The 20,498-nt window shown below is 57.2% G+C and carries 19 protein-coding genes and 1 pseudogene; 5 read left to right on the top strand and 15 right to left on the bottom strand.

Annotated elements, in window-relative coordinates:
• Window positions 1–18 precede the first annotated feature (18 nt).
• From RUE5091_RS01320 to RUE5091_RS01310, 3 genes are read right to left on the bottom strand one after another with little or no spacing between them, the layout of a single operon-like run.
• Entirely contained in the window at window positions 19–690 is a 672-nt protein-coding gene (locus RUE5091_RS01320) for a CPBP family intramembrane glutamic endopeptidase (protein WP_058280074.1), read from the bottom strand.
• Between the two features lies 1 nt (window position 691).
• Complete coding sequence (locus RUE5091_RS01315; protein WP_058280073.1) at window positions 692–1,333, bottom strand: aminotransferase class IV family protein; 642 nt, start codon at window positions 1,331–1,333, stop codon at window positions 692–694.
• Window positions 1,288–2,415 (bottom strand): aminodeoxychorismate synthase component I, encoded by a 1,128-nt coding sequence (locus RUE5091_RS01310; RefSeq protein ID WP_058280072.1) that lies wholly within the window; start codon window positions 2,413–2,415, stop codon window positions 1,288–1,290. The genes RUE5091_RS01315 and RUE5091_RS01310 overlap by 46 nt, the downstream gene beginning before the upstream one ends.
• Before the next feature lie 176 nt (window positions 2,416–2,591).
• Here RUE5091_RS01310 and carB point away from each other — a divergent pair, with 176 nt between their 5' ends.
• Window positions 2,592–5,936 (top strand): carbamoyl-phosphate synthase large subunit, encoded by a 3,345-nt coding sequence (carB, locus tag RUE5091_RS01305; RefSeq protein WP_058280071.1) that lies wholly within the window; start codon window positions 2,592–2,594, stop codon window positions 5,934–5,936.
• A 262-nt stretch (window positions 5,937–6,198) separates the two neighbouring features.
• The gene (locus RUE5091_RS01300; RefSeq protein ID WP_058280070.1) at window positions 6,199–6,609 is read left to right on the top strand and encodes a VOC family protein; all 411 of its coding nucleotides are present in this window, start codon (window positions 6,199–6,201) and stop codon (window positions 6,607–6,609) included.
• Window positions 6,610–6,628: 19 nt separating this feature from the next.
• On the opposite strand, the gene RUE5091_RS01295 is transcribed toward RUE5091_RS01300, so the two are convergent.
• Genes RUE5091_RS01295 through RUE5091_RS01285 form a run of 3 tightly spaced genes read right to left on the bottom strand, consistent with a single transcriptional unit; the run spans window position 6,629 to window position 11,182 of the window.
• On the bottom strand, window positions 6,629–9,670 hold the full coding sequence (locus RUE5091_RS01295) for an efflux RND transporter permease subunit (protein WP_058280069.1): 3,042 nt from the start codon (window positions 9,668–9,670) through the stop codon (window positions 6,629–6,631).
• A gap of 10 nt (window positions 9,671–9,680) precedes the next feature.
• Window positions 9,681–10,718 (bottom strand): efflux RND transporter periplasmic adaptor subunit, encoded by a 1,038-nt coding sequence (locus RUE5091_RS01290; RefSeq protein ID WP_058280068.1) that lies wholly within the window; start codon window positions 10,716–10,718, stop codon window positions 9,681–9,683.
• Window positions 10,715–11,182: a MarR family winged helix-turn-helix transcriptional regulator gene (locus tag RUE5091_RS01285; protein WP_058280067.1), complete on the bottom strand. Its 468-nt coding sequence runs from the start codon at window positions 11,180–11,182 to the stop codon at window positions 10,715–10,717. Before RUE5091_RS01285 ends, RUE5091_RS01290 begins: the two co-directional genes overlap by 4 nt.
• A gap of 165 nt (window positions 11,183–11,347) precedes the next feature.
• Between RUE5091_RS01285 and RUE5091_RS01280 the strand changes: the two genes are divergently transcribed.
• Window positions 11,348–12,472: a beta-ketoacyl-ACP synthase III gene (locus tag RUE5091_RS01280; protein WP_058280066.1), complete on the top strand. Its 1,125-nt coding sequence runs from the start codon at window positions 11,348–11,350 to the stop codon at window positions 12,470–12,472.
• Window positions 12,473–12,776: 304 nt separating this feature from the next.
• On the opposite strand, the gene groL is transcribed toward RUE5091_RS01280, so the two are convergent.
• The 4 genes from groL to mgtE form a co-directional block, all read right to left on the bottom strand.
• Window positions 12,777–14,420 carry a chaperonin GroEL gene (gene groL / locus RUE5091_RS01275; protein ID WP_058280065.1) on the bottom strand — a complete coding sequence of 548 codons (1,644 nt, stop codon included), beginning with the start codon at window positions 14,418–14,420 and terminating at the stop codon, window positions 12,777–12,779.
• A 50-nt stretch (window positions 14,421–14,470) separates the two neighbouring features.
• Window positions 14,471–14,782: a co-chaperone GroES gene (groES, locus tag RUE5091_RS01270; RefSeq protein WP_058280064.1), complete on the bottom strand. Its 312-nt coding sequence runs from the start codon at window positions 14,780–14,782 to the stop codon at window positions 14,471–14,473.
• A gap of 297 nt (window positions 14,783–15,079) precedes the next feature.
• Window positions 15,080–15,631: a 2OG-Fe(II) oxygenase gene (locus RUE5091_RS01265; protein ID WP_058280352.1), complete on the bottom strand. Its 552-nt coding sequence runs from the start codon at window positions 15,629–15,631 to the stop codon at window positions 15,080–15,082.
• A gap of 217 nt (window positions 15,632–15,848) precedes the next feature.
• Window positions 15,849–17,213 (bottom strand): magnesium transporter, encoded by a 1,365-nt coding sequence (gene mgtE, locus RUE5091_RS01260; protein ID WP_058280063.1) that lies wholly within the window; start codon window positions 17,211–17,213, stop codon window positions 15,849–15,851.
• On the opposite strand from mgtE, the gene RUE5091_RS23185 reads away from it, so the two are divergent.
• Window positions 17,203–17,376, top strand: coding sequence for a hypothetical protein (locus RUE5091_RS23185; protein WP_165590738.1), 174 nt, complete (start codon window positions 17,203–17,205; stop codon window positions 17,374–17,376). The two genes, mgtE and RUE5091_RS23185, sit on opposite strands and share 11 nt — an antisense overlap.
• Before the next feature lie 54 nt (window positions 17,377–17,430).
• Here the strand turns inward: RUE5091_RS23185 and RUE5091_RS01255 are convergent, their stop codons facing one another.
• Window positions 17,431–17,796: an SPW repeat domain-containing protein gene (locus RUE5091_RS01255; protein ID WP_131726260.1), complete on the bottom strand. Its 366-nt coding sequence runs from the start codon at window positions 17,794–17,796 to the stop codon at window positions 17,431–17,433.
• Window positions 17,797–17,814: 18 nt separating this feature from the next.
• Window positions 17,815–18,063 carry an EF-hand domain-containing protein gene (locus RUE5091_RS01250; protein ID WP_058280351.1) on the bottom strand — a complete coding sequence of 83 codons (249 nt, stop codon included), beginning with the start codon at window positions 18,061–18,063 and terminating at the stop codon, window positions 17,815–17,817.
• A 266-nt stretch (window positions 18,064–18,329) separates the two neighbouring features.
• Here RUE5091_RS01250 and RUE5091_RS22495 point away from each other — a divergent pair, with 266 nt between their 5' ends.
• On the top strand, window positions 18,330–18,455 hold the full coding sequence (locus tag RUE5091_RS22495) for a LysR family transcriptional regulator (protein ID WP_082643516.1): 126 nt from the start codon (window positions 18,330–18,332) through the stop codon (window positions 18,453–18,455).
• Window positions 18,456–18,499: 44 nt separating this feature from the next.
• Here the strand turns inward: RUE5091_RS22495 and groEL are convergent.
• The 3 genes and pseudogenes from groEL to RUE5091_RS01230 form a co-directional block, all read right to left on the bottom strand.
• Window positions 18,500–18,729 (bottom strand): annotated as a pseudogene (groEL, locus tag RUE5091_RS01245) (chaperonin GroEL); the annotation flags it as partial.
• Between the two features lie 14 nt (window positions 18,730–18,743).
• A complete protein-coding gene (locus tag RUE5091_RS01240) occupies window positions 18,744–19,622 on the bottom strand; it encodes a LysR family transcriptional regulator (RefSeq protein ID WP_058280060.1) in 879 nt (292 codons plus the stop codon).
• A 475-nt stretch (window positions 19,623–20,097) separates the two neighbouring features.
• Window positions 20,098–20,346 carry an EF-hand domain-containing protein gene (locus RUE5091_RS01230; RefSeq protein WP_058280058.1) on the bottom strand — a complete coding sequence of 83 codons (249 nt, stop codon included), beginning with the start codon at window positions 20,344–20,346 and terminating at the stop codon, window positions 20,098–20,100.
• Window positions 20,347–20,498 lie beyond the last annotated feature (152 nt).

The raw sequence follows: 20,498 nt of genomic DNA, 5'->3' as shown, positions 1-20,498 counted from the left end.
TCAAGGCAGGTCGCGCCGTCAAAACGGCCTTTGCACGTTGCCCGAGTAAAAATAGATACCCAGACCGGCAGCAAAAATGATGTTCCCCGCAATCGCGTGCAACAGGACCGCGTAGAAAAACGATCCGCGTTTGCGGTAGGCCCAGGTAAACAACAGCCCTCCGGCAAAGGTCATGATGGCCACGATCCAGCTCCAGTACATAAGATGCGCCAGCGAAAACAGCGCTGCGTTCAGCAGATAAGCCGCCCGCCCGTTTGGCAGGATCGCGTGATAGCGGCGGAAGAAAAGCGAGCGGAACAGCAGTTCTTGCGGCAAGGCTGACAACAGAGGATAGGCCAGCCAGATCACCAACAAAAACTCGGGCCGGTTGCGCAGCAGAAAAAAGGCCGCCTCAGGGCGCGTAGACATCACAAGCACCGCACAGAAAACCGTCATGGCGACCGTGAAAACCGCGACTTCGCGCCAGGACCAGTTGCGCCAGTTGTATCGTAGCTCATCCCAAACAAAGCCGGGCGTGAAATACAACAACACGATACCGATGGCCGTGAAGGTAAACAGCGATGGAAACATCCAGTCGGGCGGGAAAAGCACGGCGATCAACACCGGCACGGCGACAAAGAACAATCCAAATTCCAGTCGCAATCGCATATGCGGTACCGCGCTGCCGGCCCAATCGGTATGTTTGCTCACTTTATGCCAACTCCGCCCGGATCAGGCCACGTAACGAATTACCCATATAGAGTTTTGTTGCGTTTTTCAGGTCGGTCAAGGTCAGGTTGGCTTCGGTAATCTGTTTATTATCCAGCAATTCTTCGCGCAGAACTCCCGGCAGCACGCCGCAGGACAGGGTGGGTGTAAGACGGCGGCCGTCCGGCATGTGAACAAACAGGTTGGAGATGGTGCCTTCGCACAACTCATCGCGCTCGTTCAGGAACAGGAACTCGTCAACTCCTTGGGGCAAAGCCGTGCGGGCGTTGTCATACATCGCGCGCTGAGTTGTCTTATGCTGCAACCAGATATTAGACGCGTTCAGGCGCGCCTCGGAAATGGCTACCCGCCACACTGGAGGGTTGTCGGCTAGTGCGCCGGTTGTCACCTCCATTTGCCCGTCCACAGCCAGCGTCAACCTGCAGCGCAGCGACGACGCACCGGCCACCGCCTCTAGTTTTTCAACCGCCAACACGGCATCGAATAAAATACCCAAAGCTTCGGCCGATCGCGCCATACGAGCCAGATGGCGATCTTCCCGCACGAACCCCTGCCCCGGACGAAAGGCCAGCGTTTCGATTACGCGGAAGTCAGGATCAGCTGGTGGGCAAAGCGGGCTTTCCATAGCGCTTCCTCGTATTCCGATGGGGCAGTACTGTCCCAGACCACGCCGCCGCCCACGTTCAGCGTGGCCTTGTCGTCCTCGACCATCAGCGTGCGGATTGCCACATTGAACTCAGACCGCCCGTCCGGCGCGGCCCAGCCTATGGCGCCACAATAGATGTCGCGGGGCCAGGGCTCCAGATCGGCCAAAATCTCCATCGCCCGGATTTTGGGCGCACCGGTAATCGAGCCGCAGGGGAACAGCGCTGTCAGGATATCGGACAACTCGGCCCCTAGATGCAGCTGGGCCTGCACCAGCGAGACCATCTGATGCACAGTGGCATAAGTTTCGACCTTGAACAGTTCGGGTACTTTGACCGACCCGGGCAGCGCGACGCGGCTTATATCGTTGCGCAGAAGATCGACGATCATCAGATTCTCTGCCCGGTTCTTTTCATCAATCGACAGGAATGCGCGGCGTCGTGCATCCTCAGCCATATCATCGCTGCGAGGTTGCGTGCCTTTCATCGGGCGGGTTTCAATCCCCCGGTCCGCATCGGTATGAAAGAACAATTCAGGCGAGCGACTGAGCAGATCGGGCAAACCGTCCTGCTGCACCAGCGCGCCATGGCCCACCGGTTGCCCGGATGCCAGCGCCGCGTACAGCGAAGCGCTGTCGCCCTGAATGGTCAGGTCGATGGGAAATGTCAGGTTGGCCTGATAGATATCGCCGGCCCCGATGGCGTCATGAACCTGTTGAAAGGCGCGCGTATACCGCGCCTCATCCCAACGGGGTTCAAACCCGGTGACACCACCAGCCGCCGAGGGAAGTTCGCGTAGCACCGGGGCGTCATAAACACCAAAGCAAATCAAAGGCAGGCGGCGATCCGCGGGCAACCGGTCAGCCAGACGCGACTCAAGCACGTATCCCAGCTCGTAACTGGCATAGCCGGCAAGCCAAGCTCCATCGGCACGTGCTTCATCCAGCGCCACCAGGGCCTGGGGCACGTCGTCCGGCTTATCTGCACGGATCACATGGGCTGGCCGGTCGAAACTGGTTCCCGGCCCGGCTGGCCCCTGATCGAAACGAATACGCAATTGCATCCTCATTTGTCGTGCTGCGCGGTATAGAGAATACGGCGGTAAGGGAAAGAGGGGAAAGCGGCAATTTCGTCACCGTTTCCGATACCCCTTGAACCTTTTCGCGCGGTCCCTATAACGCAGGACAATTTGGGCGCATGGGGGCGTCCTGACTCGCAGATAACCAAAGGAACCAGGCCATGCCCAGAAGAACCGACATCCAGTCGATCATGATCATCGGAGCGGGGCCCATCGTCATTGGTCAGGCCTGCGAGTTTGACTATTCCGGCGCTCAGGCCTGCAAGGCGCTGCGGGAAGAAGGATACCGGGTCATTCTGGTGAACTCAAACCCGGCCACTATCATGACCGACCCCGGTCTGGCTGACGCCACGTATATCGAGCCGATCACCCCCGAAGTTGTCGCCAAGATCATCGAGAAAGAACGCCCCGACGCCTTGTTGCCCACGATGGGCGGCCAGACCGGCCTGAACACCTCGCTGGCGCTGGAAGAGATGGGCGTACTGGACAAATTCAACGTCGAGATGATCGGCGCTAAGCGCGACGCCATTGAAATGGCCGAAGACCGCGCCCTGTTCCGCGAGGCGATGGACCGGCTGGGTATCGAAAATCCAAAAGCCGAGATCATAACGGCCCCAAAGGACGAGAGCGGCAAGAAGGATCTGAACGCCGGTGTGGCACTGGCCCTCGAAACTCTTGAGACAGTGGGTCTGCCCGCCATCATCCGCCCTGCCTTTACGCTGGGCGGCACAGGCGGCGGCGTGGCATATAACCGAGAAGACTATATTCATATTTGCCGCACGGGCATGGACGCCTCGCCCGTTGGCCAGATCCTGATCGACGAAAGCCTGCTGGGCTGGAAAGAATACGAGATGGAGGTGGTGCGCGACACCGCCGACAACGCCATTATCGTGTGTTCGATTGAGAACGTGGATCCAATGGGCGTGCATACCGGTGACTCGATCACCGTTGCCCCTGCCCTGACCCTGACCGACAAAGAATACCAGATCATGCGTAACCACTCGATTGCAGTGTTGCGTGAGATCGGGGTCGAGACCGGCGGTTCGAACGTTCAATGGGCGATCAACCCGGTTGATGGCCGTATGGTCGTGATCGAGATGAACCCCCGCGTGTCCCGTTCGTCGGCGCTGGCGTCCAAGGCTACCGGTTTCCCAATTGCCAAGATCGCTGCGAAGCTGGCAGTGGGTTACACACTGGACGAGCTGGACAACGACATAACCAAGGTCACGCCCGCGTCGTTCGAGCCGACCATCGACTATGTCGTCACCAAGATCCCGAAATTCGCATTTGAGAAATTCCCCGGTTCCGAGCCTTACCTGACCACCGCCATGAAATCGGTGGGTGAGGCCATGTCCATCGGCCGCACAATTCACGAATCGATACAAAAGGCGCTGGCTTCGATGGAATCGGGCCTTACCGGATTTGATGAGGTCGAAATCCCTGGCCTGAACGTTGGCGTCTGGGAAGAAGCAGACGACAAAGCCGCCGTGATCAAGGCGATCAGCCAGCAGACCCCTGACCGTCTGCGCACCATCGCCCAAGCCATGCGTCACGGTCTGACCGACGACGAAATCTTTGGTGTCACCAAATTCGACCCATGGTTCCTGGCCCGCATCCGCGAAGTCATCGAGGCTGAGCGTGTGGTCCGCAAAGACGGTCTGCCAGTGACCGAAGACGGCATCCGCAAATTGAAAATGCTTGGCTTCACCGACGCGCGTCTGGGCAATCTGACTGGTCGTGACGAAGACAACGTCCGTCGCGCCCGCCGCAATCTGGGCGTCAATGCCGTGTTCAAACGCATCGACACCTGCGCGGCTGAGTTCGAGGCGCAGACGCCCTATATGTATTCAACCTACGAAGCGCCCATGATGGGTGAGGTCGAATGCGAGGCGCGCCCCTCTGACCGCAAAAAGGTTGTCATCCTTGGCGGTGGCCCGAACCGGATCGGTCAGGGCATCGAATTCGACTATTGCTGCTGCCACGCTTGTTTCGCGCTCACCGAAGCGGGTTATGAAACCATCATGGTCAACTGCAACCCCGAGACGGTCTCGACCGATTATGACACCTCGGACCGTCTGTATTTCGAGCCTCTTACCTTCGAACACGTCATGGAAATCTTGACGAAAGAGCAGGAGAACGGCACGCTGCACGGTGTGATCGTTCAGTTCGGCGGCCAGACCCCGCTGAAACTGGCCAACGCGCTTGAGGCAGAGGGCATTCCGATCCTCGGCACCACGCCAGACGCGATTGACCTTGCCGAAGACCGTGAACGGTTCCAAGCGTTGGTCAACGATCTGGGCCTGAAACAGCCCAAAAACGGCATCGCGTCGACCGATGAGCAGGCGCTAGAGATTGCTGATGAGATCGGCTTCCCGTTGGTGATCCGCCCCTCTTATGTTCTGGGTGGCCGCGCGATGGAAATCGTGCGCGATATGGAGCAGCTGAAGCGCTACATCAACGAGGCCGTGGTGGTCTCGGGCGACAGCCCTGTTCTGCTGGACAGCTATCTGGCCGGTGCGGTCGAGCTGGACGTTGACGCGCTGTGCGATGGCACTGACGTGCATGTCGCTGGGATCATGCAGCATATCGAAGAGGCTGGCGTGCACTCGGGCGACTCGGCTTGTTCGCTGCCACCCTACTCGCTGTCGAAAGAAATCCTGGCTCAGATCAAAGATCAGGCGTTCAAACTGGCCAAGGCGCTGAATGTTGTCGGTCTGATGAACGTGCAGTTCGCCATCAAGGATGACGAGATCTACCTGATCGAGGTCAATCCGCGCGCCTCACGTACCGTACCGTTTGTCGCCAAAGCGACCGACAGTGCCATTGCGTCGATTGCCGCGCGTGTTATGGCCGGTGAGAAGCTGGCGAATTTCCCGCAACGCCCGCCCTATCAAGACGGTCAGGACACCAAGATCGCTGACCAGATGACGCTGGCCGATCCGGACATGCCGTGGTTCTCGGTGAAAGAGGCGGTTCTGCCCTTTGCCCGTTTCCCCGGTGTTGACACCATTCTGGGCCCGGAAATGCGTTCCACCGGTGAGGTGATGGGCTGGGACCGCGACTTCCCCCGCGCCTTCCTCAAGGCACAGATGGGGGCCGGTATGGTGCTGCCGTCCTCGGGTCGCGCGTTTATCTCAATCAAGGATGCCGACAAGACCCCCGCGATGCTAGAGGCCGCTCAGGTGCTGACCGAACAGGGTTTCACGCTGGTGGCGACACGCGGCACCCAATCCTGGCTGGCCGAACAGGGCGTAGCTTGCGACGTGGTCAACAAGGTCTATGAAGGCCGCCCGGATGTGGCCGACATGCTGAAAGACGGTCAGGTGCAGTTGTTGATGAACACCACCGAAGGCGCGCAGGCGGTCGAGGACAGCAAGTCCATCCGATCGATCGCGCTGTATGACAAGATCCCCTACTTCACCACCGCTGCTGCAAGCCACGCCGCAGCACTGGCCATCAAGGCGCAGGCCGAAGGGGATGTTGAGGTAAAATCGCTGCAGGGCTAACCGGCCACAAGCGGCGAAACCCGCGCATTTTTGACCAAACTTTCCACGCCCGTTGATCCTGTGTCGTCGGGCGCGCATCTTTTCTGCAAACGAGCAGAAGGAATGAGAAATGCGAAGGTTTATGGTTCTCGCCGCTTTGATGACGCTTGCCGCGTGCGACGTGCCGCTGATCCCCTTGATCTGACGCGAACTACAGCGCCGTTTTCGCTTTCCCTGTGTTTTCGCGGGCCGCATGATGCTGTTCTAAACAACCGGTGAAACCATGCGCCTTTACACCACTTACGGAACCAATGACTTGTCGCGAGCCATCCAGTTCTATGACGCGATCTTTTCTGTACTGGATCAGCCACGCCTTCCAGGCTGGTCAAAAGATCGCGCGGGCTGGGGAAGCCATCCCGATGCCGGTACCGGGTTTTGGGTCTGTACACCTTATGATGGCGGGGCGGCCAGCGTGGGCAATGGAACGATGATTGCCTTTCCGGTCGGCAGCGCAGCACAAGTCCGGCATTTTCACTCGGCAGGTTTGGAACATGGTGGCACGGATGCAGGTGCTCCGGGTACGCGGGACTGTTACGCACCTGATTTCTATGTCGCGTATTTGCGCGACCCGGACGGCAACAAGCTGTCCTGTTTTTACTATCACTACGACCCGGCAAAGGACCCGGGCGACTGAAACAGCCGCCCGGTAGCCATTAGGCTTGTACGGTCTCGCGTTTTTCATCGCGTGCAAAGAACACCATGTAAAAGACCGGAGCCGCAACCATGGTCAGGATCGTGGCAAAGGCCAGACCACCCATGATTGTCACCGCCATCGAGCGGAAGAACGCATCCGTCAGCAAGGGTGCCATCCCCAGTATGGTGGTGATCGCGGCCAGCATCACCGGACGCAGACGCGAGACTGAGGCTTCAACAATCGACTCGCGCAGTGGTTTGCCAGTGGCGCGGACCAGGTCGATCTCTTCCACCAGAACGATCCCGTTCTTGATCAGCATCCCCGACAGGCTGAGCAGCCCCAGCAGCGCCGTGAAGGTGAACGGCAGACCCGTACCCAGCAGGCCGATCACGACGCCGTTCACCGACATCGGCACCAGCAACCAGATGATGATAGGCTGACGGATCGCATTGAAGATCAGTACCGAGATCAGCACCATGATCAGCAGGCTCAAGGGCAACTGACGTCCAAGGCTTTCGTTGGCCTCGCCCGCGTTTTCGAACTCACCGCCCCATTCCATCCGATAGCCCGGTGGCAGGTCCATGTCTTCGATGGCTCCGCGCACCTCAGAATGGACCTGTGCCGCCGTCATATCGGGTGGGATATCGGCCCCTACTGTGATCGTCAGCACCCGGTCACGGCGATGCACCAATGTGTTGAGCGGTTTGTATTCGAACCCATCGACCATCTGCTCGATCGGAACGAATTTTTCCGACTCTTCCGAAAACACGACCTGATCGACAATCGAATAATCCCCGTCGGCCGGACGGCGCAGAATGATGGGGATCAGACGGTCCCGCTCGCGGAATTCCCCGGCAGTGATCCCGTCCGTCGAAAACTGCAAAGTCGCGGCAATATCTTCGCGAGACACACCTGCGGTCTGGGCCCGTTCAGTCGCATAGATCGGCTGGACGGCCAGTTCCTGTTCACGCCAGTCGTGATAGACGTTCAGCGCATTGGGGGACGCCGCGCGCATTTTCAACACGGCCTCATCGGCCAGCGTGCGCAATACTGCCGGATCACTGCCTGAGAACCGCGCCTGGATCGGATCGCCGCCACCCGGGCCGAAGATCAGCCGCTTGGTGCGGAACTTACCCTCGGGGAATTGTGCCTGACCAAACGCCTCCAGATCCGCCTGCAGCACCGGAATGTCATCCAGCGTTTCCGTGCGAATTATCATGTGCCCGTAGCCGGGGTTTGGTTTTTCAGCCGAATAGGTCAACAAAAACCGTGTTGCGCCTTGCCCGACAAAAGTGGTGACAGACACAACATCGTCCCGCTCGGCCAACCAGTCTTCGAAGACCGCCATGTCCTCGGCCGTGCGTGCAATGGGCGCTCCTTGCGGCAGGTTGTAATGCACGAAGAACAGCGGTGTGTTCGAGTCGGGGAAGAACTGCTGCTTCACCAGCCCGAAGCCCGCGAAACACGCCACCGTCACCCCGACCAGCGCGGCAATCACCAGCCAGCGCATGCGAAGAGCCCAGCGCAGGATTGCACCGTAAACACGGAACATGATGCCGCCATAGGCATCCACTGCGCCTTCTTTACCCTGTTTGAAGAAGTAATGCCCCAGCATCGGCGTCACCGTCAGCGCCAGAACCCAGCTGAGTAGCAACGAGATACCGATCACCGCAAACAGTGAGAACAGGAACTCACCCGTCGCGTCCGGGCTGAGACCGATGCCGGCAAAAGCCATGATGCCAATGACCGTCGCGCCCAACAGCGGGATTTGCGTTTTCGATGCCGCCTCATCCGCCGCATCGTGGGAATTTTTACCACGCAGCATGGCGATCTGCATCCCCTCGGCCACCACGATGGCGTTGTCCACCAACATCCCCATCGCGATGATCAGGGCGCCCAGTGAAATGCGCTCCATCTCGATCGAGAAGATCGACATGAACAGCAGCGTCCCAACCACGGTCAGCAACAGGGTCGAGCCCACGACCACCGCCGCACGCCAGCCCATGAAGATAGCCAACACCGCGACAACAATGCTGACCGACATGGCAAGGTTCACCAGAAAGTCGTTCGAGGCCTGCTCGACCACCACATGCTGCTGATAGATCGGCAGGATTTCGACGCCAAAGGGAATCTGAGCGTCCAGTTCCGCGAATTTGGCGTCGGCGCGCTGACCAACTTCGACGATGTTCTCAGTCGACAGGCCCGCAATGCCCAGTGTGAACGCTTCGGTTCCGTTGAATCGGATCATGACATCAGGGTCGGTTTGGCGGCCACGGAACACGTGCGCCATGTCGAACAGGTTGATCACTTGCCCCTGCGATCCCAGCGACAAACCGGCAATGGCTGACACGGTGTCCGATCCTTCGGCGGTCAGAATCGTGGTGCGGTCACTATCCGTCCGGACCGAACCTGACGAATTCACCGAATCCGCGTTTGCGATGGCCTCGTTGAGGGCCGCGATCGGAACGTTCTGGTTCACGGAAATGGCCAGATCGGGTTCGACAAAGATCGCCTCTTCCGGCAAGCCCATCACCTCGACATCCGCAACGCCGGGAACAGTCAGCAATTCGCGTCGCAAAAAAGTGGACAGTTCATGTTTTTCGGCGTCCGAAAATCCTTCGGCTGTGACCGCGTAAAACAGGCCGAACACGTCACCGAACCCGTCATTCACCAAAGGCGGGCTCACACCCGATGGCAATGCACGCGATGCGTCGCGCACCTTGGCGCGCAGTTTGGTCCAAATCTCAGGCAGCTCTGTGCCGTCATAGGTCGATTTGATCTCGACCTCGATCAACGAAAATCCCGGCTGGTTAACCGAAGTGATCGTATCGACCTCTCCCATCTGCTGAATGGCAGATTCCAATGGTTCCGAAACTTCCAGCGCCACTTCTTCCGCTGTGGCCCCGGGATATTGAGTGGCAATGACGGCGTTCTTGATGGTGAAAGCCGGGTCTTCCAGACGACCCAGCGACAGGAAACCCCAGATGCCCCCAAACAGGGCAATCAGGATAATCAACCACGTATAGATCGGCCGGTCGATAGAGGCGCGCGCGATGTTCATCTGTGTGCCCTCAGTTCGCAAAGCCGGCAAAACGGCGCACGGCCTGACCATTGGTCAGCGCACTTCCACCCGCAACAACGATTTCGTCGCCATCCGACAGGCCAGTCAGCACCCGAACTTCGCCAGTCTGAGTGGGTTCGATGGTGACCGGGACGTATCGGACGGCGCCTTCGTCAGCGCCAACTGGCGAAAACACCATGACGCCCAGCGCACCATCAGCACCCGCGACGATGGCCGCAGCCGGAATGACGATACCGGTCTGATCATCCTGCACCTGAACATTTACTGTCACGGACGAGCCCGGCAGGATTTGCAACCCCTCGGGCGGGGTCAGGCCAAACTGGATGCGAAAGGTTTGCCCCACGGTCGAGCTTTCGGCGTCAAATTCACGAATCTGAAGGGGAAACACCTCGTCACTGACCGGGAATTTCGCAGTGATTGTGATGTCTTCTTCCTGGCCTGAGCGTTGAAACAGAATCTCAGGCACGTCGACCTCGATCCGTAGTTCGGACATATCATGGATGCGCACTATGGGTGCACCAGCGGACACGGTGGTAAATGCTTCGACCGCTCGACTGGACACCAGCGCGTCGAACGGTGCCGTCAGAGTGGCATGTTCCAAATCGTATTCCGCGTCCCGTACAGCAATATCGGCCAGTTGCGCTTCGGTCTCGGCATCGTCCACGGCCACTTGGCTGGCGGTGGTGCCCCGCAGGCGGGACAGGCGGGCCACGGTCCGATCCGCCTGATCCTGTTGCAGAACTGCGCGGTCATACCGACGCTGGAATGGGGCCTGATCTAGCTGCGCAATTAACTCACCCTTGGGGATCACAAAGCCTTCGTTCACCGGCATGTCAACAATCTGACCCGAGACCTGAAAGGCCAGGTCGACGGTTTGACGGGCGGCCACGCGCCCAAAAAACTGGCGTGAAAAGCCCGGTGCGGTTTCGCGCACCTGCATTAGTTTGACTGGCTTGGCGGTGTCTTGTGCCAGAACCGGGGTCGTCAGTACGATCAGGATCGCACTCAGCAAAGAGAGGAGTTTCATTTCGTCAATCCCTCGGGAATTCCTGATTTCAGGATGTTGTCTCGGATTTTGTGCGCCAAACGCGCAAATTCGGCAGTTTCTTTTGCATCCAGCCCTGACGCGCGGTGGAAAAGGTCTCCGGCTTCTGACACCAGCATGTCCCGAGCCTCTTCGCCCTGTTTGGTCAGAACCAGCAGCCAGGCACGGCGATCTTCGGGGTCACGTTCACGGGTCAGATACCCGGCCTTTTCCAAACCGTCCGCCGTGGCAGTTATGGTCGAAGGGACACTCAGCATATCTGCCGCAAGAACGCCCATACGCTTGGGTTGATCCAGCTTGATCAACATGTGGCATTCCGGGTGGTTCAGTTCCGTTTCAATGCAATCGAACGCCTCTTCCAGTTTCCAATACAGGGCATACACTCCCATGATTGACAGGATTTCGGGGCTTAGACGGCCAAGTCTGTCGCTAATGTTTTCCGGCATTTGGGGCTCCGTGTGTCCGTGGCGTCATATACTTCAGTTTATGAACCATTCAAGATGTGAAGCAGTAATTTGACTGTTTACACCGCATTCCCTTGGGTCACCTTATCTTGATCAAAGCCCGCAGCGACTGCATTTTAAGCGGATTCGAAACATTCAGGACCCGCCATGTATACGCCCGCAATCACCGGCACCGGTGTTTTCACCCCCGAGAACGTTATCACCAATGCCGAACTTGTCGCCGCCTTCAATGCCTATGCCGACGCGCAGAACGCCAGGAATGCCGACGCGATTGCAGCGGGCGAGATCGAGCCGATGCAACATTCGTCCGAAGAGTTCATCCTCAAGGCATCGGGTATCGAAAACCGTTATGTGATGGATAAAGCAGGCGTACTGGACCCGGACGTGATGCACCCCCTGCTGCGCCAACGCAGCGATGACGAACCCGGCATCATGACCGAGATGGCCGTGGATGCCTGCAAAAAAGCGCTGGATCAGGCAGGCCGCAACGCCAAGGATGTCGATCTGGTGATCTGCGCCGCGTCAAACCATGAACGCGCCTACCCTGCGATTGCAATCGAGATACAGCAGGCTTTGGGCATCGACGGCTTTGGCTTCGACATGAATGTCGCCTGTTCCTCGGCCACGTTCGGCATTCAGGCTGCGGCAGACATGGTCCGCTCGGGTTCGGTCCGGTCCGCGTTGGTGGTCAACCCCGAGATCTGTTCGGGGCACCTGGAATGGCGCGACCGGGATTGCCACTTTATCTTTGGTGATGTGGCGACGGCTACTCTGATCGAGCGGATCGAAAACGCGACGGGCCCGCATTTCGAAGTTCTTTCGACCCGATGCGCCACGTCCTTCTCGAATAACATCCGCAACAATAACGGCTTCCTGCGCCGTTCGCGCCCCGATGGTGTGGTCGACCGTCGAGACATGCAATTCATGCAGAACGGCAGGAAAGTATTCAAAGAAGTACTACCGATGGTCAGCAAGCACATCTCGGATCACATGGAATCCGAAGGGTTTGGCAGCGGTGACCTGAAACGTCTGTGGCTGCATCAGGCCAACAAAACGATGAATGACTTCATCGGTAAGAAGGTATTGGGCCGCGAGCCCGAAGCGGGTGAACAGCCCAATATCCTGCAGGACTATGCCAACACTTCCTCGGCCGGGTCGATCATCGCGTTTTCCAAATATTCGGATGACCTGACCGCCGGAGACGTGGGGCTGATCTGCTCGTTCGGCGCGGGGTATTCGGTGGGGTCGGTGATTGTGAAGCGGTGCGGGTAAAGGCCTGTATCCAGAAGTCACGTAAAAAAAGAGTTAGTCTGTCCGCTTCGAGCCCATGTCGGTCATTTCATTTTCGTGCTGCAAATGCAAACGTCGCTCAAAATGCTGCACCAGCATGGTTTTTTGTAGGGCAATGCGTACGATAACCGGCCATTCGTTCAGGTGCCCCGAACTAGGTATGGGGAGTTTACTGGTCGCGGGCTTTCTCAAATTTCGCTGCGGGTGAGGACAGCCTATTTCGGTCGATGAAGCCCGTTGCTCGCAAAAAACGAAGGGGGCCGGGGCCCCCTTCTTGTGACTTAGCTTACATCATGCCGCCCATGCCGCCCATGTCGGGCATGCTGCCGCCAGCAGGTGCGCCTTCTTTGGCGGGCTTGTCAGCAACCATCGCTTCGGTGGTGATCAGCAGGCCTGCAACCGATGCCGCATCTTCCAGAGCGGTACGGACAACTTTGGCCGGGTCGATCACGCCGAACGAGAACATGTCGCCATATTCTTCGGTCTGAGCGTTGAAGCCGAATGCGGCATCGTCGCTTTCGCGAACCTTGCCAGCAACAACCGCACCGTCGACGCCCGCGTTTTCAGCGATCTGGCGCAGCGGCGATTCGATTGCCTTGCGAACGATGTTGATGCCCGCGTCCTGATCAGCGTTAGCGCCTTCCAGAGTTTCCAGTGCTTTACCGGCCTGAACCAGAGCAACACCACCACCGACAACAACGCCTTCCTGAACAGCAGCGCGGGTCGCGTTCAGTGCATCGTCCACACGGTCCTTACGCTCTTTCACTTCAACTTCAGTCATGCCGCCAACGCGGATAACGGCAACACCGCCTGCCAGTTTGGCAACGCGCTCTTGCAGCTTCTCACGGTCGTAGTCGCTGGTGGTTTCTTCGATCTGAGTGCGGATCTGAGCAACACGTGCTTCGATCTCGGCCTTCTCGCCAGCACCGTCGACGATGGTGGTTTCGTCTTTGGTGATTTCGATTTTCTTGGCGGTGCCCAGCATGTCCATGGTAACGGACTCGAGCTTCATGCCCAGATCTTCGCTGATGACCTGACCGCCGGTCAGGATTGCAATGTCCTGCAGCATGGCTTTACGACGATCGCCGAAGCCCGGTGCTTTGACAGCAGCAATTTTCAGGCCGCCACGCAGTTTGTTGACAACCAGAGTCGCCAGCGCTTCGCCTTCAACGTCTTCCGCGATGATCAGCAGCGGCTTTTGCGACTGGATCACCTGCTCGAGCAGCGGAACCATCGGCTGCAGCGAGGACAGTTTCTTTTCGTGCAGCAGGATCATGCAGTCGTCGAGATCTGCAATCATCTTGTCGGCATTGGTGACGAAGTAAGGCGATAGGTAGCCACGGTCGAACTGCATACCTTCGACAACGTCGGTCTGAGTTTCCAGACCTTTGTTTTCTTCGACGGTGATAACGCCTTCGTTGCCAACCTTCTGCATCGCGTCCGCGATCTGCTGACCGATTTCGGCTTCGCCGTTGGCCGAGATGGTGCCAACCTGAGCAACTTCTGCGCTGTCCTTAACTTCACGCGAAGCCGACTTGATGCCTTCAACAACCTTGGCAGTTGCCAGGTCGATGCCGCGCTTCAGGTCCATCGGGTTCAGGCCCGCTGCAACCTGCTTCAGACCTTCGCGAACGATTGCCTGTGCCAGAACGGTTGCGGTGGTGGTGCCGTCGCCGGCTTCGTCATTGGTGCGGCTGGCGACTTCTTTCACCATCTGCGCGCCCATGTTTTCGAACTTGTCTTCCAGTTCGATTTCCTTGGCCACGGTCACACCATCCTTGGTGATGCGCGGCGCGCCGAAGGATTTGCTCAGAACCACGTTGCGGCCTTTCGGGCCGAGGGTCACCTTGACCGCGTCGGCCAATGTATTGACCCCGCGCAGCATGCGGTTGCGGGCATCGGTAGTAAACTTGACGTCCTTTGCAGCCATTTGGCTTGCTCCTTAGATAAATCTTTGTTGTATCCAGATGATCCGTAGGGTCAGGCGGCTTCCGCCACAGCAGAATCCTCGATGATCCCCATGATGTCGCTTTCTTTCATGATCAGCAGTTCTTCACCGTTAATGTTCACTTCGGTGCCGGACCATTTGCCGAACAGGATACGGTCACCTTCCTTGACTGACAGCGCAATCAGTTCGCCACTGTCCTTGCGCGCGCCTTCGCCGGTTGCAACAACTTCGCCTTCGCTGGGCTTTTCTTTTGCGCTGTCGGGAATGATCAGGCCGCCTGCGGTTTTGTCTTCGCTTTCAACGCGACGGACCAGCACACGGTCATGTAGAGGTTTGAATGCCATTCTGAATGCTCCTCAATTGGCGATTCAACAAGTTGGCACCTTCGGCTGAAGAGTGCCAACAGACGAGATTTTGGGATGTGAAAGCATAGTTTCAAGAGACATGATTGAATATTTTTTTGGCTTCGCAAAGATCGGATAGAATCGTTTGTATTTAATAGCTTGAAGGAGGTTTGAACATTGACGAGGAAGCGCCCCGGCCGAGGCGACGTCATTGTCCGACCACTGGGCGGGATAGGTTCAATGAGCGCCACTTGGTACGCAAGTAAAGAGTAGAAAAAAGCCCGCTTTATGTATTGCTCAACGGAAGGCCGGGCCATGCGCCCATACTGTAAGAGAGTATCGCTCACCCTGCTCAACCGGCGTCACCTGATGTAACAAGAAGCTGGGAAAGACGGTCGCGCTTCCCTGATACCGACTGGCGGTTACTGCGTAGGCATCAGGCATAATCTCAAGGTCGCCCCCGTCATACATTCCCGGCTTGCTGAGCTGAACAACCAGCGTCAGTTTCCGTTTTCGAGCGGTATGGCCATCTCCGACATCGGAGTGCCAGGCGAAATGGCCACCATCTGAGGCCTTATAGAGCGCAACCTGTGGGCTCTCGGAGAATTCCCGCAGATCAAAGTCAAACCTATCAGTGTTGGAGCGGCGCACCAGACTTATAAGACGTGCCATGACCCACCCGGTGCCGGTGACGTCGTCCAGCCAAGTCACATCGCACTTGCGCAAGTTGTGATCTCTGTTCTGGCCGACCAGCAAGGCATCATTTGCAGGGACCCGCTTTGATGAGGCAACAATTTGCTCGCATTCCCGCGCCGTGAAAGCGCCGGGAATCGAATGTACTTTCATCATTCTGAACACCATTTCCAGACTGTAGGTGGATATTGCGACAACGCGCATGTGTCGCTGCGCTGTTTTCGACCAAAGCGTTCAAAAGCGACGTATTTTTTATTTTTGGACAGATAGTTTTTGGGGCGTAGCGGCTCCAAAGCTGTGTGCCCGTTCAACCGCCAGCCATCCTGGATTTCAGAATGGTGAATACACGTCTGACTAAAGTGTCACGTCGCATTCAAACCAAGAGCGGCATCATCGCGGTTGCGAGACTCAGGACGAGGAAAAATCCCGCCATATCCGTGATGGTCGTTAGCAAGGGACCGCTGGCGACCGCCGGGTCCTGACCGATCCGCTTCAGAGCCAATGGCAGGACACCCCCGATCGACACAGCTATGATGGTGTTGAGACCCAGCGCGCCGCCGATGACCAGTCCCAGAAACGGGTTGCCTTTCCAGAGCCATGCCACGACGCCGATCAGAAGACCCAGAACGAACCCGTTGATCACGCCGACCGACACCTCCCTTATCCAGACCCGCATGGCGTCGATGGGCCGCACGAGGCCAAGAGAAAGCTCGCGCATGCTGACGGCAACGGCTTGATTGCCCGAGCAGCCACTCATGTCCGACACCATCGGCAGAAATACGGCAAGCGCGATCACGGCAGCAAGCGTTTCTTCATAGGCAGCGATCACACTGGCGGCGATCACGTTCAGAACGATGTTGGCCGAAAGCCATTGAAGACGCCTTCGTGCCCGAAGCGGCAGGGGCATCGACCGCAGCTCATCGCCAAAAACACCCTGACGTTTCAGGCTGGTCGACTCCGCGCGTTCCCGCAGGGCCTCATCGACCGCCGAGCGGGAGATGACACCCACCAGGTGGCCATCAGCCTCGACAACGGGCAGCCCCAAGAACGGATGCTCATCAAAAAGATCCTCCAGCTCCTCAAGCGGCAGAGACGCCGGGACGGTGATTGGCGGCACCATAATGTCGGTGAGCCGGGCGCTACGACGGGTGGACAGCAGTCCGCGCAGCGAGACCACACCGATCGGCGCATCATTTGCATCCAGAACATAAGGGTGCAGGCCCCGGTAGCGTTCGAGATCGAATTCCTCATCGGCAAACCGCCTGAGCACTTTTCCCACCGTGTCGGTTTCGAAAAAGGTGAAGGCTTCAGCGACCATGAGACCGCCAGCTACGTCGTCGTCATACTCGACCAGCCGCCGCACATCCGCAGCGTCCTCCGGGTCCATGCGCGCGAGGATCGCCTCGGCGTCCGCGTCTTCAAGCTCACCGATGACATCGGCCTGTACATCCGAATCCAGTTCCTCGATGACCTCGGCAGCCTGCTCCGTCACCATGCTTTCGACCAGATCGACCGCCAGCGCGTTCGGAGCTTCTTCAACGAGTTCGGCGGCGAGTTCCGGTGGCAACAATGACAGGGCGGCGCTCCGCAGTTCCACCGGCAGATTGAGCAATTCGCGCAGCGCGTCACTCAGGGGCAGCGGATCAAGCAGGTTCGCAAGCGCTACCCCATCGCCGTCTGACAAAACTTGCTGCAGTTGCGCTTCAATATCTCCAGGAATGGTGTCTGTGCCGCTCATCTTCGTCTCTTGGGTAAAGGGTCTTGCTGACGGTGTCGTACATGAGGGCGACGCGCTGTTTCACATCGCGGCAACGACCAGCGCGGATGTTGGAATGCGGGCTGACGTGATTGCCAGACAGCTTGAAGGCGATCTGATGTTCGAAGAAGTCGAGATAATTTAGGAGGTCGTGTCGAATTGATTAAAAACGCGGGGCGGATAACCGCCCCGCGCCAGTCTACGAGATTGCACGCAATCTGCGACTCGCCTTTACCTCCCAAACAGCGAGCGCGATCAGCGCCGATCCCGATAGCCATGCATTTGCCGTTGCCACAATGTGGCCGGTAAAGCTCAGAGTCGCAGGTGCAGCAATCAGAGAAGCCCCAAGTGCCGATACCGGAGCCACCCGTGCGAGAAGGTGGCTCCGGTCGCCAGCGCCAGCCATGACCAAGGCACCAAAGCCAGCGGCCATGAAGACGAGAGCTTCAGATTCAGCCATACCCTGCAACAGAGTTTCCTCACGAAACAGGAGAAATGGGGAAAGAACCAACCAGATACCCATCGCTGCAAGCAGCCATTTGCGGGGTGGGATTGGCTTTCTCATGACCGTAACGACCTTTGCCTACTGATCGCTCGTGGTACCAGGAAGAAGCTCAGCATCGACAGCAGCAACGAATTCGTCGTCGTTGATGAAGCCATCGGCATCCTCATCAATCTCAGTGAACAAATCTTTCGAAGCTTCAGGATACTTCGTCTGAAGTTCAGCCAGCGACGCCAGACCATCACCGTCCATATCAAGATCGGCAGGCATTGCGAATGCCGGAAGGGCAAACACTGAAGAGAGCAGAGCCACAATAGAAACTCGACTCATTTTTTTCTCCATGAGAATATGGGCTACCTTTCATGGCGCGCCCAGTTTGGGGTTGGTGTAGCGCGTGGGCGTCGGTTGGGCTTCTCTGGCACCCAGATTGCAACGGCTCCGCAGATCGGGACCTCAATTACAATATGAGCACGGTTGAAATGCGTTCCGACCTGGTGGGGACACTTTCGCGCTACATGGTGAATATGGCACGTACCAATCGTGTTGAATAACGAATTTTTCTCGCGGATAATATCGGATACTTAAATAGGTGATCCATGGACATTGAACTTGCCCAGACATTCCTGGCCATTGTTGAAACGGGTACTTTTCTCGACGCTGCGAACAAGGTGCACGTCACCCAGTCCACGGTAAACATGCGTATTCGAACGCTTGAGCAGTAACTTGGTCAGCTTGTGTTCGAGCGCGGAAAATCCGGCGCGACACTCACACCTGCAGGTCGGCATTTCCACATCGCATCAGCAATCTGCCGACCAATTGCAGCCTCACCATTGGCAGAGATTGTGCCGATTTTTGCGATCCCGGTTGTGTCACCAACGGGGGAGACATCGATTTCACTTCGGTCACAACAGCCGCGACGACCTTGTCGATCCCGCGTTTGATACCCATGGGGTTCATGCCCTCTTTGACGATGGCTTGTGCCAGAACAGTGGCTGACCATCGTCAGCACCCTAATGAACGAGTGTCATCTTGCGTTGGATTGCTGTCACTGCAGGGTTGGACGTCTCGGTTAGGATCGCTTTCAGAACGGCCATCACATTCTGGCTCATCTCGCGATCAAAAATTGCGTAGGCGGAATAGGGAATGCGTGGTGCGTCCGTGACAACATCGAACTCCAAATCTGACAGGTCTTCGCAGATCAAACGATGCGGAAAATAACCACTGGCTCCAACGTCCTCCACATAATCGACAACGGCCGGGCTAGCATCCAACTGCAAGTTCGGTGTCACAAGATGTGGAAAGTACAGAAGATGCTCGGCCCTGAACTGCGGACCCCAGTCGAGGAACACATAGGAATTGTCTGGCGATGACTGCTTCTTGTCATGACCCACCAAGACATATTCATCACGAAACAGATGTGCACGTTCACCAACATCAAAGAGCGATGCATCATGCGTAATGACAGCATCCAGGCTTCCAAATTTGAACTGTTGGGCAAGCATTTCCGGAGTGCCAACGATTGTCTTGATCGCAATCTTTGGTAGCTCTTTTCTGATCCTGAAGAAGGAAGGCAAGAGCAGATGCTCCCACAGATAGGAGGTCGTTCCAATCTCCAGCGCAACTTCGATGTCTTCTGGTAACGCAACTTCCAGTTTTGCCTTTGTCCAGGTGCGTATCAACGCCCTAGCATGCGGCAGGAAATGCCGACCAGCTGACGTGAGGTTTGGCGCAGATCCGTTTTCCTTGAAAATCTGCTTGCCCAGCAGACGTTCCATAGCTGCGATTTGATCGCGCACCGTCGCTTCTTCCAGGTTCAGTCTTGCCGCGGCCTTACGGAAACTGCCGGTTTCGACAATCGCGACAAATGCTCGTGCAAACTCTATGTCCATCTAGTTACTTCCATGCGTTCCGGAATGGTCCAAAGGAGTGAGGGGCGGTTTCCCACCCCTCGGTAACAAACTTACTAAGTACTCAACTCGGTTTGAGACTTCACCGGTGCAATTCACCAATGCAAACAGAGTTGTCACCAAAACACCAAGACCGATCAGTCCGGTGTACCACGCCGCCACGACATTGCCGGAAAATCCAAACAACCAGGGCGACATGATCAGTCCGTCTCCGAGAACGCTGCCAATGGCAATTTGAATTGCACCGTGCCTCTTGCAGCAGAGACTCGCGATAAGATAACAAGGGCAAGCAGGCCGAATACCATCAAGGTCACCGCTTCATTGGTTACCACACCTTGGGATAGGGCGAACCGACTGAAGATCAAAAAGGGGGACAGGATCAACCAGAGTCCAGTTGTGGTATAGAGCCATCGGAACAGATCAGACGTTTGCATGGCAAGCGTTCACCGGTCGGCTTTTACGTGTCGCCTTCGGGATCAGCGATCAGTTCGGCATCGATGGCAACGAGCATCTCTTCGTCATTGACGAGGCCGTCACCATCAGTGTCGATTTCCTGAAACACCTCTTCTGTCAGGTCAGGGTAGACCACCTGAAGTTCCGCCATCGAAGCGAAGCCATCGCCATCCGTGTCAACATCGGCGGTCATTGCGCCAGCCGTTGTGGCAAGAATAGAGGCGAGGAAAACAGCGTAGAAAAAGCGATTCATTGTATTCTCCTTTCTCGATTGGGCTGCCCTCAAGCAGCCCTTGTTGTTTTTGGGGCGATCTCGGAGGCGCTTAGCGATCCGAGTTGTGTCCGGCTTTGGCAGCGCCGACCGTTGGTTTGTCCTTGGACTCCGGTTTCGACGAGGGTTTGGGC

It is taken from the genome of Ruegeria denitrificans, from assembly GCF_001458295.1.
Lineage (GTDB): Bacteria > Pseudomonadota > Alphaproteobacteria > Rhodobacterales > Rhodobacteraceae > Ruegeria > Ruegeria denitrificans.
Note: the sequence above shows the minus strand (reverse complement) of the source record. Positions and strands in the feature narration are given on the sequence as shown.

What these genes read in the sequence shown, in the direction of transcription:
- RUE5091_RS01230 (WP_058280058.1), bottom strand. Translation starts at nt 20,346, where the DNA reads ATGAATCGCTTTTTCTACGCTGTTTTCCTCGCCTCTATTCTTGCCACA.
- RUE5091_RS01310 (WP_058280072.1), bottom strand. Translation starts at nt 2,415, where the DNA reads ATGCAATTGCGTATTCGTTTCGATCAGGGGCCAGCCGGGCCGGGAACC.
- RUE5091_RS01285 (WP_058280067.1), bottom strand. Translation starts at nt 11,182, where the DNA reads ATGCCGGAAAACATTAGCGACAGACTTGGCCGTCTAAGCCCCGAAATC.
- RUE5091_RS01280 (WP_058280066.1), top strand. Translation starts at nt 11,348, where the DNA reads ATGTATACGCCCGCAATCACCGGCACCGGTGTTTTCACCCCCGAGAAC.
- RUE5091_RS22495 (WP_082643516.1), top strand. Translation starts at nt 18,330, where the DNA reads ATGGACATTGAACTTGCCCAGACATTCCTGGCCATTGTTGAAACGGGT.
- RUE5091_RS01295 (WP_058280069.1), bottom strand. Translation starts at nt 9,670, where the DNA reads ATGAACATCGCGCGCGCCTCTATCGACCGGCCGATCTATACGTGGTTG.
- RUE5091_RS01255 (WP_131726260.1), bottom strand. Translation starts at nt 17,796, where the DNA reads ATGAGAAAGCCAATCCCACCCCGCAAATGGCTGCTTGCAGCGATGGGT.
- RUE5091_RS01265 (WP_058280352.1), bottom strand. Translation starts at nt 15,631, where the DNA reads ATGATGAAAGTACATTCGATTCCCGGCGCTTTCACGGCGCGGGAATGC.
- groL (WP_058280065.1), bottom strand. Translation starts at nt 14,420, where the DNA reads ATGGCTGCAAAGGACGTCAAGTTTACTACCGATGCCCGCAACCGCATG.
- RUE5091_RS01300 (WP_058280070.1), top strand. Translation starts at nt 6,199, where the DNA reads ATGCGCCTTTACACCACTTACGGAACCAATGACTTGTCGCGAGCCATC.
- RUE5091_RS01250 (WP_058280351.1), bottom strand. Translation starts at nt 18,063, where the DNA reads ATGAGTCGAGTTTCTATTGTGGCTCTGCTCTCTTCAGTGTTTGCCCTT.
- RUE5091_RS01290 (WP_058280068.1), bottom strand. Translation starts at nt 10,718, where the DNA reads ATGAAACTCCTCTCTTTGCTGAGTGCGATCCTGATCGTACTGACGACC.
- RUE5091_RS01315 (WP_058280073.1), bottom strand. Translation starts at nt 1,333, where the DNA reads ATGGAAAGCCCGCTTTGCCCACCAGCTGATCCTGACTTCCGCGTAATC.
- carB (WP_058280071.1), top strand. Translation starts at nt 2,592, where the DNA reads ATGCCCAGAAGAACCGACATCCAGTCGATCATGATCATCGGAGCGGGG.
- RUE5091_RS01240 (WP_058280060.1), bottom strand. Translation starts at nt 19,622, where the DNA reads ATGGACATAGAGTTTGCACGAGCATTTGTCGCGATTGTCGAAACCGGC.
- mgtE (WP_058280063.1), bottom strand. Translation starts at nt 17,213, where the DNA reads ATGAGCGGCACAGACACCATTCCTGGAGATATTGAAGCGCAACTGCAG.
- groES (WP_058280064.1), bottom strand. Translation starts at nt 14,782, where the DNA reads ATGGCATTCAAACCTCTACATGACCGTGTGCTGGTCCGTCGCGTTGAA.